9 protein-coding genes and 1 pseudogene are annotated in these 13,017 nt (G+C 64.6%); all 10 read right to left on the minus strand.

Annotated features, from left to right (window positions below):
• Positions 1–143 precede the first annotated feature (143 nt).
• Positions 144–1,721 (minus strand): SpoVR family protein, encoded by a 1,578-nt coding sequence (locus ACAM42_RS11875; RefSeq protein ID WP_369632133.1) that lies wholly within the window; start codon positions 1,719–1,721, stop codon positions 144–146.
• Positions 1,718–3,010, minus strand: coding sequence for a YeaH/YhbH family protein (locus tag ACAM42_RS11880; RefSeq protein WP_070059680.1), 1,293 nt, complete (start codon positions 3,008–3,010; stop codon positions 1,718–1,720). The genes ACAM42_RS11875 and ACAM42_RS11880 overlap by 4 nt, the downstream gene beginning before the upstream one ends.
• Before the next feature lie 81 nt (positions 3,011–3,091).
• A complete protein-coding gene (locus ACAM42_RS11885; protein WP_062470701.1) occupies positions 3,092–5,014 on the minus strand; it encodes a PrkA family serine protein kinase in 1,923 nt (640 codons plus the stop codon).
• Between the two features lie 656 nt (positions 5,015–5,670).
• Entirely contained in the window at positions 5,671–6,807 is a 1,137-nt protein-coding gene (gene dnaJ, locus ACAM42_RS11890) for a molecular chaperone DnaJ (RefSeq protein ID WP_062470698.1), read from the minus strand.
• Positions 6,808–6,910: 103 nt separating this feature from the next.
• Entirely contained in the window at positions 6,911–8,848 is a 1,938-nt protein-coding gene (gene dnaK, locus ACAM42_RS11895; RefSeq protein WP_369632134.1) for a molecular chaperone DnaK, read from the minus strand.
• Positions 8,849–8,962: 114 nt separating this feature from the next.
• Positions 8,963–9,499 carry a nucleotide exchange factor GrpE gene (gene grpE, locus ACAM42_RS11900; protein ID WP_062470693.1) on the minus strand — a complete coding sequence of 179 codons (537 nt, stop codon included), beginning with the start codon at positions 9,497–9,499 and terminating at the stop codon, positions 8,963–8,965.
• 259 nt (positions 9,500–9,758) lie between these two features.
• A complete protein-coding gene (locus ACAM42_RS11905; RefSeq protein ID WP_101492111.1) occupies positions 9,759–10,109 on the minus strand; it encodes an FKBP-type peptidyl-prolyl cis-trans isomerase in 351 nt (116 codons plus the stop codon).
• A 213-nt stretch (positions 10,110–10,322) separates the two neighbouring features.
• Positions 10,323–10,625: pseudogene (locus ACAM42_RS11910) on the minus strand (winged helix-turn-helix transcriptional regulator); the annotation flags it as partial.
• Between the two features lie 189 nt (positions 10,626–10,814).
• On the minus strand, positions 10,815–11,660 hold the full coding sequence (gene asd, locus ACAM42_RS11915; protein WP_070059678.1) for an archaetidylserine decarboxylase: 846 nt from the start codon (positions 11,658–11,660) through the stop codon (positions 10,815–10,817).
• A gap of 348 nt (positions 11,661–12,008) precedes the next feature.
• Positions 12,009–13,004, minus strand: coding sequence for a Bug family tripartite tricarboxylate transporter substrate binding protein (locus ACAM42_RS11920; protein WP_369632135.1), 996 nt, complete (start codon positions 13,002–13,004; stop codon positions 12,009–12,011).
• Positions 13,005–13,017 lie beyond the last annotated feature (13 nt).

Genomic DNA, 13,017 nt, shown 5'->3' on the forward strand with positions numbered 1-13,017 from the left:
GGACACCGGGTACTTCCCTCCGCGAATGTCCCCCGGCCTGCGGCCTCCTCCTTGATTTCGCTGCGGGAAGCACCCAGTGCCCTGCGCACGGGGGCACGCTTCGGGCGAACGGCTGATCAAGAGCCGCTCTGTATCGCAGCGTCTCAGTAGGTCTGCTTGGGCGCGGCAGCCTTCCAGCTGCGGCTGACCCGGCCTGCGCTGTCGACGCTTTCCAGGTGCACGTCGAAGCCCCAGAGCCTTGCGACGTGCTTCAGCACCTCTTCGGCGTTGTCGTTCAGCGGCAGGTTGTTGCGCTGCGTATGGCGCAGCGTGAGCGAGCGGTCGCCGCGCGTGGCCACGCTCCAGACCTGGATGTCGGGCTCGCGGTTGCCGATGTCGTACTGGCGTGAGAGCGATTCGCGCAGCGCCTGGTAGCCGCTGTCGTCATGGATGGCCGACACCTCGAGTTCCGATTCGCTCTGGTAGTCGCGGATCGAGAACAGGCGGAAATCGCGCATCGTCTTCGGGCTCAGGAACTGGCCGACGAAGCTCTCGTCCTTGAAGTTGCGCATCGCGTAGTCGAGCGTCTTGACCCAGTCGGTGCCCGCGAAGTCGGGGAACCAGCGGCGGTCTTCTTCCGTCGGCTTTTCGCAGACGCGGCGCAGGTCGGTGAACATCTTGAAGCCCAGCGCATAGGGGTTGATGCCGCTGTAGGCGCGGTGGCCCACGGGCGGCTGGAACACCACGCTGGTGTGCGAGCTGAGCCATTCCATCATGAAGCCGTCGTCCAGCTGGCCGCGGTCGTACATGGTGTTGAGCAGCGTGTAGTGCCAGAAGGTGGCCCAGCCTTCGTTCATGACCTGGGTCTGGCGCTGCGGGTAGAAGTACTGCGCGATCTTGCGCACGATGCGCACCACCTCGCGCTGCCACGGCTCGAGCAGGGCGGCGTTCTTCTCGATGAAATAGAGCAGGTTCTCCTGCGGCTCGGGCGGAAAGCGGCGCGCGGCTTCCGACTCGGCCGCCTGTTCGCTCTTGCGTGGCAGCGTGCGCCACAGGTCGTTCACCTGCTGCTGCATGTGGCGCTCGCGGTCGGTGCGCTGCGCACTCTCTTGGGCCAGCGAGCGCTTCTGCGGACGGCGGTAGCGGTCGACGCCGTAGTTCATGAGCGCGTGGCAGGAGTCGAGCAGGTCTTCCACCGCGTCGAGGCCGTGGCGTTCCTCGCACTCGGCGATGTAGTGCCGCGCGTAGACGAGGTAGTCGATGATCGACGACGCGTCGGTCCACATGCGGAACAGGTAGTTGCCCTTGAAGAAGCTGTTGTGGCCGTAGGCCGCGTGCGCGATCACCAGGGCCTGCATGGCCATGGTGTTTTCTTCCATGAGGTAGGCAATGCACGGATCGGAGTTGATGACGATCTCGTAGGCCAGCCCCATGTGGCCGCGCTTGTAGTTCTTCTCGGTGGAAATGAACTGCTTGCCGTACGACCAGTGCCTGTAGATCATGGGCATGCCCACGCTGGCGTAGGCGTCCATCATCTGCTCGGCCGTGATCACCTCGAGCTGGTTCGGGTAGGTGTCCAGGCCGAAGCTCTTCGCGGTCTTCGCGATCTCGGTGTGGTACGTCTCGATGAGCTCGAAGGTCCAGTCGGACGGGCTGGGCAGGCGCTCGAGGCGGGAGGTGGGGAGGTCGGTGCTGCGCGGCAGGACAGGCGCCCCGGGCGCGCGTTCGGTGGTGGTGATCATGCGGGCACCCCTTCCTTCTTGAACAGGTCGCGGAACACCGGGTAGATGTCCTGCGCGTCCGATACCTTGCGCATCGCAAAGTTGGGCGCCACGCCTTCGAGCTGCTGGTACTCCTGCCACAGGTTCTGCTCGGTCTCGGCCACCTGCACGTAGGCGTAGTAGCGCACCACCGGCAGGATGTTGTCGACCAGCAGTTCGCGGCAGCGTCCGCTGTCCTGGTGCCAGTTGTCGCCGTCGCTGGCCTGGGCGCCGTACACGTTCCATTCGCCGCTGGCGTAGCGGGCCTTGATGATCTCGTCCATGAGCACCAGTGCGCTCGACACCACGGTGCCGCCGGTTTCTGTGGCGTGGAAGAACTCTTCTTCGGTCACTTCCTGCGCCTGCGTGTGGTGGCGCAAGAACACGAGGTCGATGCGCTCGTAGTGCCGCGTGAGGAACAGGTACAGCAGCATGAAGAAGCGCTTGGCCATGTCCTTGCGCGCCTCGTCCATCGAGCCCGACACGTCCATGAGGCAGAACATCACGGCCTTGGCGCTGGGCACGGGCGTCTTCACGCGGTTGCGGTAGCGCAGGTCGATCGGGTCGATGTAGGGCACGTGCCGCATGGTGCGGCGCAGCTCGGCGATGAGATCCTCGGTTTCGCGGATTTCCTTCTGGATCAGCGCGGTCTCGACCTGTGGATGCGCTTTCAGGACCAGGAGGTGCGCTTCCAGGCGCTTGAGCTCCTTGCGCGGTTCGCCGCCCAGCGCAATGCGCCGCGCCAGCGCGCCGCGCATGGAGCGCACCACGTGCAGGTTATTGGGCGAACCGTCGCTGGTGAAGCCGGCGCGGTGGCTCTTCCACTCGGGCACTTCGGCGATCTGGGTGCGCACGAGGTGGGGCAGCGCAAGGTCGTCGAAGAAGACGCGCATGAACTCCTCGCGCGTGAGGCGGAAGACGAAGTCGTCCTCGCCTTCGCCGCTGTCGCTGGCCTCGCCGCTGCCCGAGCCACCGCCGCCCTGGCCCTCGGGGCGCGCGATGCGATCGCCCTTGAGGTATTCCTGGTTGCCGGGGTGCACGTACTCGCGGTCACCGCCGCGCGCGTGGCCGAACACCGGCTCGGAGACATCGTGGCGCGGCAGGGTCACGTCTTCGCCTTGCTCCAGCTCGCGGATGTTGCGCCCGCTGACCGCGCGCCGCACCGCCTCCTGGATCTGCCCCTTGTAGCGCCGAAGGAAGCGCTCGCGGTTGCCGATGGACTTGTTCTTGCCCGAGAGCCGGCGATCGATGATCTGCTGCAGGATGGCCACGATGTTTTCAAAGCTCCTTGCAAAACGGTGGACGGTGCGCTGGTTAGGTCCTTCGCACGCGTCCGTTGTTCCCGCTGTCCGCTATGAACTCTTGCGCACCCGCAGGTACCACTCGCACAGAAGCCGGACCTGCTTGGCGGTGTAGCCCTTCTCGACCATGCGGGTCACGAAGTCCTCGTGCTTCTTCTGCTCGTCGGCGCTGCTCTTGGTGTTGAAACTGATCACCGGCAGCAGTTCTTCGGTGTTGGAGAACATCTTCTTCTCGATGACTGCGCGCAGCTTCTCGTAGCTGGTCCACGCCGGGTTGCGCCCCGCGTTGCCGGCCCGTGCGCGCAGCACGAAGTTGACGATCTCGTTGCGGAAGTCCTTCGGGTTGCCGATGCCGGCGGGCCGCTCGATCTTCTCGAGTTCGCCGTTGAGCGAGGCGCGGTCGAACACTTCACCGGTGTCCACGTCGCGGAACTCTTGGTCCTGGATCCAGTAGTCGGCGTAGGTCACGTAGCGATCGAAGATGTTCTGGCCGTACTCGCTGTAGCTTTCCAGGTAGGCGGTCTGGATTTCCTTACCGATGAACTCGGCATAGCGCGGCGCCAGCAGCTCCTTGATGTAGCTGATGTACTTCTGCTCGGTTTCCGGCGGAAACTGCTCGCGCTCGATCTGCTGTTCGAGCACATACATCAGGTGCACCGGGTTGGCGGCCACCTCGGTGCTGTCGAAGTTGAAGACCTTGGAGATGATCTTGAAGGCGAAGCGCGTGGAGACGCCGCTCATGCCCTCGTCGACGCCCGCGTAGTCGCGGTACTCCTGGATCGACTTGGCCTTGGGGTCGGTGTCCTTCAGGTTTTCGCCGTCGTACACCTGCATCTTGCTGAAGGTGCTGGAGTTCTCGGGCTCCTTCAGGCGCGTGAGCACAGACAGCTGCGCCATCATGCGCAAGGTGCCGGGCGCGCAGGGGGCCTTGGCCAGCGAAGAATTGCGCACCAGCTTCTCGTAGATCTTGATCTCTTCGGAGGCACGCAGGCAGTACGGCACCTTCACGATGTAGATCCGGTCGAGGAAAGCCTCGTTGTTCTTGTTGTTGCGGAACGCCTTCCACTCGCTCTCGTTGCTGTGGGCCAGCACGATGCCGTCGAAGGGAATGGCGCCGAAGCCTTCGGTGCCCTTGAAGTTGCTTTCCTGCGTGGCCGTGAGCAGCGGGTGCAGCACCTTGATGGGCGCCTTGAACATTTCCACGAACTCGAGCAGGCCCTGGTTCGCCAGGCACAGACCGCCGGAGTAGGCGTACGCGTCGGGGTCGTCCTGGGCGTAGGTTTCGAGCTTGCGGATGTCGACCTTGCCGACCAGCGAAGAGATGTCCTGGTTGTTCTCGTCGCCCGGCTCGGTCTTGGCGACCGCGATCTGGCGCAGCACCGAGGGGTAGCGCTTGACCACCTTGAACTGGCGGATGTCGCCGCCGTACTCCTCGAGCCGCTTCACGGCCCAGGGCGACAGGATGCGGTTCAGGTAGCGCACGGGGATGCCGTACTCTTTTTCGAGGATCTCGCCGTCTTCGAGGGTGTCGAACAGCCCGAGGGGCGATTCGTTCACCGGGGAGCCGTGGATCGCATAGAAGGGCACGTGCTCCATGAGCTGCTTCAGGCGCTCCGCGATCGAGCTCTTGCCGCCGCCGACGGGCCCCAGCAGGTAAAGGATTTGCTTCTTTTCTTCGAGTCCCTGCGCGGCGTGGCGGAAATAGGACACCACCTGCTCGATGGCATCTTCCATGCCATAGAACTCCTTGAACGCCGGATAGATCTTGATGACCTTGTTCGCGAAGATGCGCGAAAGACGGGGGTCATTGCGGGTATCTACCAGTTCCGGCTCGCCAATGGCCTGGAGCATTCGTTCGGAGGCCGTTGCATATGCCGTCGGATCGCGTTTGCAGATATCCAGATATTCCTGCAGCGAGAGAACTTCCTCGCGGGTGCGTTCGTAGCGGGCTGCAAAGTTGCTGATCACGTCCATGGTCGCGCCTCCTTCAGGTCGGCGGGGCTTTTGACCCCGATGCCTACAGCCAGAGACTGCGTCGCTCCTCTTGGAAGAGGGGCCCCGCCCATGGCCGTATGCCGTGGAAAACTCCCTTACACACTATCTACACAATCGGTTCAATCAGCATAAAGCAAAGAAAGAACCAGGCAAATGTTTTATTTATTCTGAACCCCTCTGCCGAGTAAAGTTCCTCGGAAAACAAGGAACTTCTATTCGTGTTTCTGTTAAATTGAAAAGCTCGCGCTTGCGTAATTGTCCCCGGATGAAATGACTATGCCGAATGGCTATCGTCCTCATTGAAATTCTGTGGCGAACACCTTTCCTAATTGAACCCGGGTTCAATAAAGCCGATGCCTTTCAGCAATAACGCGCGACCTGTCGTTTGGTTTATTGCATATCCAAAAAAACATTAAAGCAATCCCCGCGCCACTCCTGTGGCGAGTGGCTGGCGCATGGCAACGTGGGAAGACAACGCGGGCGCCGGTCGGCGGCGTTCCGCAACGGTGCGGGGAGCACCGTTCGCGTGCCTGGCGCGCCGCCACAGGGCGGTGGCGGCCGAAAGAGGGCACGCTTCGGGCCGACAGGGCGTCGGCCCGGCGCTGACGAAGGCCGTCAGCGCGTCAGCATCATCATCAGCTGAAGAATTCCTTGGCCTTGTCGAACCAGCCCTTGTCGGTCGGGCTGTGCTTCTCGCCACCCTTCTTGAGCGATTCGTCGAGCTCCTTGAGCAGCTTGCGCTGGTGCTCGGTGAGCTTCACGGGCGTTTCCACGCGCACGTGGCAGTACAGGTCGCCCGGGTAGCTCGAACGCACGCCCTTGATGCCCTTGCCGCGCAGGCGGAACTGCTTGCCGCTTTGCGTGCCGTCGGGAATGTCGATGGCGGCCGCGCCCTTGAGCGTGGGCACGTTGATCTCGCCGCCGAGCGCCGCGGTGGTGACGCTCACGGGCACCACGCAGTGCAGGTCGTCGCCGTCGCGCTCGAACAGGTCGTGCTTCTTGAGGCGGATCTCGATGTACAGGTCGCCGGGCGGCCCGCCGTTGGTGCCGGGCTCGCCGTTGCCGGTGCTGCGGATGCGCATGCCGTCGTCGATGCCGGCCGGAATCTTCACTTCCAGCGTCTTGTTGTTCTTGATCTTGCCCTGGCCGTGGCACACGGTGCAGGGCTCGGGAACGATCTTGCCGCTGCCGTGGCAGGTCGGGCAGGTCTGCTGCACGCTGAAGAAGCCCTGGCGCATCTGCACGGCGCCCGCACCGTGGCAGGTGGTGCAGGTGATGGGCTTGGTACCGGGCTTGGCGCCGGAGCCGTGGCAGGTGCCGCAGTCGTCCCAGCTCGGGATGCGGATCTGTGCGTCCTTGCCGTCGGCGGCTTCCTCGAGCGTGACTTCCATCGCGTAGCTCAGGTCGCTGCCGCGGAACACTTGGCGCCCGCCGCTGGTGCGGCCGCGGCCGCCGCCGAACACGTCGCCGAAGATGTCGCCGAAGGCCTCCGCGAAGCCGCCGAAGCCTTCCGCACCGGGGCCACCGCGCATGTTGGGGTCGACGCCGGCATGGCCGTACTGGTCGTAGGCCGCGCGCTTCTGGCCGTCCGACAGCATTTCGTACGCTTCCTTCACCTCCTTGAACTTGGCCTCGGCGTCCTTGCTGGTGTCGCCGTGGTTGCGGTCGGGGTGGTGCTTCATCGCAAGCTTGCGATAAGCCTTCTTGATTTCTTCCTCGCTCGCGTTCTTGGGAACGCCGAGGGTTTCGTAGTAGTCGCGTTTGGTGGCCATGGCAGCAGATTCGGTCGGGCGGCGGGAACTCGTCGGGGAACTGGAAGCGAGAAAGGCTGGAGCACCTGTTCAGGTGTTCCAGCCTTGCATGAAGGGCAGGGGATCAGCCCTTCTTCACTTCCTTGACTTCGGCGTCGACCACGTTGTCGTCGGCCTGCGCGCTGGCGGAAGCTTCCGCGCCTGCCGGGCCGCTGGCGGCCGAGGCGTTGGCCGCAGCCTGCGATTCGGCATACATCTTCTCGCCGAGCTTCTGGCTCGCGGTCATCAGCGTGTTGGTCTTTTCCTCGATCACGGTCTTGTCTTCACCCTTGAGGGCTTCTTCCAGGTCCTTGATCGCGGCTTCGATCGCGTCCTTCTCGGCGGCTTCGAGGCTGGCGCCATGCTCGCCGAGCGACTTCTTCACGCTGTGCACCATGGCTTCGCCCTGGTTGCGCGCCTGCACGATCTCGAGCTTCTTCTTGTCGTCTTCGGCGTTGAGCTCGGCGTCCTTGACCATCTTCTGGATCTCGTCTTCGCTCAAGCCCGAGTTCGCCTTGATGGTGATCTTGTTTTCCTTGCCGGTGCCCTTGTCCTTGGCGCCCACGTGCAGGATGCCGTTGGCGTCGATGTCGAAGCTCACCTCGATCTGCGGCGTGCCGCGCGATGCCGGCGGAATGCCTTCCAGGTTGAACTCGCCCAGCAGCTTGTTGCCCGAGGCGATCTCGCGCTCGCCCTGGAACACCTTGATGGTCACGGCCGGCTGGTTGTCCTCGGCGGTCGAGAAGGTCTGCGCGAACTTCGTCGGGATCGTGGTGTTCTTCGTGATCATCTTGGTCATCACGCCACCCATGGTCTCGATGCCCAGCGACAGCGGGGTCACGTCCAGCAGCAGCACGTCCTTGCGGTCGCCCGAGAGCACCTGGCCTTGAATAGCGGCGCCGACAGCCACGGCTTCGTCGGGGTTCACGTCCTTGCGCGGTTCCTTGCCGAAGAAGGCCTTCACCTTTTCCTGCACCTTGGGCATGCGGGTCATGCCGCCGACCAGGATCACGTCGTTGATGTCGCTCACGCTGATGCCGGCGTCCTTGATGGCCAAGCGGCAGGGCGCGATGGTGCGCTCGACCAGCTCGTCGACCAGGCTTTCCAGCTTGGCGCGGGTGAGCTTGATGTTCAGGTGCTTCGGACCGGTGGCATCGGCCGTGATGTACGGCAGGTTGATGTCGGTCTGCGCGCTGTTCGACAGCTCGATCTTGGCCTTTTCAGCGGCTTCCTTCAGGCGCTGCAGGGCCAGCACGTCCTTGCTCAGGTCGACGCCTTGTTCCTTTTTGAACTCGCCGATGATGTAGTCGATGATGCGCTGGTCGAAGTCTTCGCCGCCCAGGAAGGTGTCGCCGTTGGTCGACAGCACTTCGAACTGCTTCTCGCCGTCGACGTCCGCGATCTCGATGATCGACACGTCGAAGGTGCCGCCGCCCAGGTCATACACGGCGATCTTGCGGTCGGCCTTGTCCTGCTTGTCCAGGCCGAAGGCCAGGGCAGCAGCGGTGGGTTCGTTGATGATGCGCTTGACGTCCAGGCCCGCGATGCGGCCGGCGTCCTTGGTGGCTTGGCGCTGTGCGTCGTTGAAGTAGGCCGGCACCGTGATCACGGCTTCGGTCACGGCTTCGCCGAGGTAGTCTTCGGCGGTCTTCTTCATCTTGCGCAGGATGTCGGCGCTGACCTGCTGCGGGGCCATCTTCTTGCCGCGCACTTCCACCCATGCGTCGCCGTTGTCGGCCTTGGCGATGGTGTAGGGCATCAGGTCGATGTCCTTCTGGACTTCCTTTTCCTCGAACTTGCGGCCGATCAGGCGCTTGATCGCGTACAGCGTGTTCTTGGGGTTGGTGACGGCCTGGCGCTTGGCCGAGGCACCGACCAAGACTTCACCGTCTTCCTGGTACGCGACGATCGACGGCGTGGTGCGCGCACCTTCCGAGTTCTCGATCACACGCGTGGTGTTGCCTTCCATGATCGACACGCACGAGTTGGTGGTGCCGAGGTCGATGCCGATGATCTTTGCCATGTTCTTACTCCTGAAATTCGGAAAAATATGTTGTTATGAACTTGTGGATAACCCGGTGCGATTCAAGGGACGACGCGGGGATTTCCTGTGGGAATCTTGTGGGGCAGTGCCGATTTACTTCGGGGCGGCCACGGTGACCAGCGCCGGGCGCAGCACGCGCTCGTTGATCGTGTAGCCCTTTTGCAGCAGGCCCACCACGGTGTTGGCGTCCTGGTCGGCGGGCACCATCGAGATGGCCTGGTGCAGGTGCGGGTCGAACTTGTCGCCGGCAGCGGGGGCCACTTCGATCACCTTGTTGCGTTCGAGCGCGCTCTTGAGCTGGCGCAGCGTGGCTTCGGCGCCTTCACGGATCTGCTCGGGCGTGGCGTCCTTGACGGCCAGGCCGGCTTCGAGGCTGTCGGTCACCGGCAGCAGGCTCTCAGCAAAGGCTTCGACCGCGAACTTGCGGGCCTTGGTGATCTCGTCGTCGGCGCGGCGGCGGGCGTTCTGCACGTCGGCCTGGGCGCGCAGGTACTGGTCGGCCAACTCGGCATTCTTGGTCTGAAGGGCAGCCAGTTCGCCTTGCGCCACGGCCAGGGCGTCGAGCGCCTCGGCTTCGTTGGCGGCTTGCGCGGCCTCCAGTTCTTCGGGACTGGGCTCGCCTTGCAGCATTTGAGAATTCTGTGCGGATTGTTGCGGGTCAGACATTTTTCAAAGAACCGGCGTGCGCCGGAAAACAAACACAGCCAGCCACTTGGGGCTGCTCTAGGGCTTTTCAAGCGTAAAAATGCGGCCAAAGCGGCCGCAAGAGGGGGGCGAAGTGGCTTTCGCGAGAGACACCGAGGAACCGGCTTCGCCGGGCCTCAGGTGTCGCCCCCGGTAGGGGGTTGGCGAAGCGGACACGAAGTGCCGCGCAGCCTGGGGGCGAGCCTCAGTGTGCGTCGAGGAGCTCGACGTCGAACTTCAGGGTGGCGTTCGGGGGGATCACGCCGCCGGCGCCGCGGGCACCGTAGCCCAGCGCGGCGGGGATGATCAGCGTGCGCTTGCCGCCGATCTTCATGCCGGCGACGCCTTCGTCCCAGCCCTTGATGACCTGGCCGGCGCCCAGCGAGAACGCGAAGGGGTCGTTGCGGTCGCGGCTGGAGTCGAACTTGGCGCCTTGCACGCCGTCGTTGAAGAGCCAGCCCGTGTAGTGCACGTGCACGTGGTGGCCGGCCTTGGCTTCGGCGCCGGTGCCGACTTCGGTGTCTTCGTATTGCAGGCCGGAGGGGGTGGTGGGCATGGGAAACGCTCCTTGCGTCGATGAAATGGGAGAGGAATCGGAGGCGCGGAGTTTACCGAGGCCCGGCGGACCCCCGCTTCAGCCCTGGCTGTCGGAGCCGGGCGGCGTGGTTGCGGGAGGTGCTGTGTCGGGGGCGGAAGGCGCCGGCGCAGCGGGTGCCGCGGGCGAGGATGCCTCGGCCGATGCGGGCTGCGCGGCGGCGGGCCCCGCGGCCTTCTTGCTCTGCCCCAGCTGCCATTTGGCGGCGAAGGCCTGCAGGTCGGACAGGCGCTTGAGCAGGTCTTGTCCGCTCAGCGTGAGGCAATAGCCGTCGCTGCCGTGGCTCACGACGCCGGCTTCGCGCAGCTCCTTGATGCGGGTGTTGAGGGTGTTGGGAGTGATGCCGCCGACGCTGTCCTGCAGCAGCCGGAAGGTCTGGGCATGGCCGTCGCGCAAGGCCCACAGCACACGCAGCGCATAGCGGGCTTCGAGCAGGGCGAGCAACTGGCTGATGGCTGCGTTTTCCTTGGTACTCATCGACATCATCTCCTCGAAGCTGGGCGGACCGTCGGCCGGGGGCGGGCCGGGGCGGCGCACTCTTGTTTGTGATTGGTCGTCATGGACCGTCTGGCTGGCCGACGACTATAGCGCGAAGGATCAGGATGCTACTGGTTTTATAGCTGTACAGGCATGCAGCATGCGGGTTTCGAGACAAAGCTTCACAAATCAGGCGTAGTTGGCCATGGCTTCGCCCAGGCGGATCGCGCGGGTGGGCGACCAGTCCGGGTTGAAGGCCAGCGCGGGCGCCGGAAACAGCATGACGACGGTGGAGCCGAGCAAGAACCGGCCCATCTCGTCGCCCTTCTTGATGTCGATCTGCTGGTCGTTGTAGTGCCACTCGCGCAGCTCGCCCACGCGCGGCGGATTGACCACGCCGTGCCACACGGTGGCCATGCTGCCGACGATGGTGGCGCCCACCAGCACGAGCACGAAGGGGCCGTTGGCCGATTCGAAGACGCACACCACGCGTTCGTTGCGTGCGAACAGGCCGGGCACGCCGCGCGCGGTGGTCGGGTTGACCGAGAACAGGTCGCCGGGCACGTGGATCATGCGCACCAGCCGTCCGTCGCAGGGCATGTGGATGCGGTGGTAGTCCTTGGGGCTCAGGTACAGCGTGGCAAAGCTGCCGTGCGCGAACTTGGCGGCCAGCGCGGCGTCGCCGCCGACCAGCGCGGTGGTCGTGTAGTTGTGGCCCTTGGCCTGGAAGATCTGGTCGCCCTCGATGGCACCGAACTGGCTGATGGCGCCGTCCACGGGGCACACGAGGTCGGCCTGTGCGAGCGGGCGCATGCCGGGCTTGAGGGCGCGCGTGAAGAACTGGTTGAAGCTCTTGTAGTGATGGATGTCGGACTCGAGCGCTTCGCCCATGTCGACGTTGTACTTGGCAACGAAGCGGCGAATGATCCAGGTGGTGACCGCGCCTCGTTCCTTGCCTGCGACCCAGCCGGCGAAATTGGTCAGGGCCTGCTTGGGGAACAGGTATTGGGGCAGAACTGCGGAGCGATCGGACACGTTGTGAAAGGCCTGGAATGCGGAATCGGACGGGCATTCTATAAAGCGCTTCTTCTCGGGGGCGTAGGCAGCTTCCCTTGGTTCGAGAGGACGGGCGCTCTTTGCGGGCACGCGCCCGGCGGGCGGCGCGGCGCGGGCGGCCCCACTGTGCCGGCCGCTTCGCGGCTGCCCTGCGGTGCTCGCGTTTCGCGGGGGCTCGCAGAACTCGCTTCGCTCAAACAGCTGCGAGCCCTGATCCGCGAAACGCTGTGCGCCTCGGCGGCACAGAGGGGCCGCCCGCACCACACCGCCCACCAGGCGCTTGTCGGGGTGTGGAGGCTGTCGGGTGCCGTCGCTGCTGGGGGGAGGTCAGTCGGCCTTGATGCCCGCGGCCTTGATCACTTGCGCCCACTTCTCCACTTCCGTTTTCTGGAAGGCGGCGATCTGCGCGGTCGTCATATCGGCGGGTTCCATCCCGAAGCCCTTGAGCTTGTCCTGCATCTCGGGCGTCGCGAGGATCTTGCGGATCTCGGTGTGCAGGCGCTCGACCACGGGAGCGGGCACGCCGGCGGGCACGAAGATCGCCTGCCACGACACTACTTCAAAGTCCTGCAGGCCGGGCACGCCCGATTCGGCGACCGTGGGCACGTCGGGCATCGAGGCCAGGCGCTTGGCCGAGGTGACCGCGATGGCGCGCAGCTTGCCGCTCTGGATGTGCGGGCCGGCCACCACGGTGGTGTCGAACATCATGTCGACCTGGCCGCCGATCACGTCCTGGATCGCCGGGCCGCTGCCCTTGTAAGGGATGTGCGTGAACTTCACGCCCGACTTGTAGCCCATCAGCTCCAGCGCCAGGTGCTGCGAGGTGCCCGTGCCCGCCGAGGCCGACGAGAGGCCGCCGGCCTTGGCCTTGCTCGCGGCGATCACGTCCTTCAGCGTCTTGTAGGGGCTGGCCTGGTTCACGACCAGCACCACGGGGTTGGTGCCGATGAGCGTCACAGGCGCGAACGACTTCTGCGGGTCGTAGGCGAGCTTGGGGTACAGGCTCACGTTGATCGCGTGCGAGCTGATCGTGCCGCCCACCAGCGTGAAGCCGTCGGGCGCGGCGCGTGCGCCGATCTCGGAGCCCACGCTGCCGCCGGCGCCGCCCTTGTTGTCGATGATCACGCTCGTGCCCAGCACGGTGCCGAGCTTCTGCCCGATGAGCCGGCCCAGCACGTCGGTGGTGCCGCCCGCGGGAAAGGGCACGAGGTAGGTGATGGCCTTGCCCGTAGGCCAGGTGGTGCCGCCTTGTGCGAAGGCGGCAGGCAGGGCCGCCGCCAGCGAGGCGGCGAGGGCGGACTGGATCAATGTGCGACGTTGCATGGCGGTGTCTCCT

Source organism: Variovorax sp. V35 (assembly GCF_041154465.1).
Lineage (GTDB): Bacteria > Pseudomonadota > Gammaproteobacteria > Burkholderiales > Burkholderiaceae_C > Variovorax > Variovorax boronicumulans.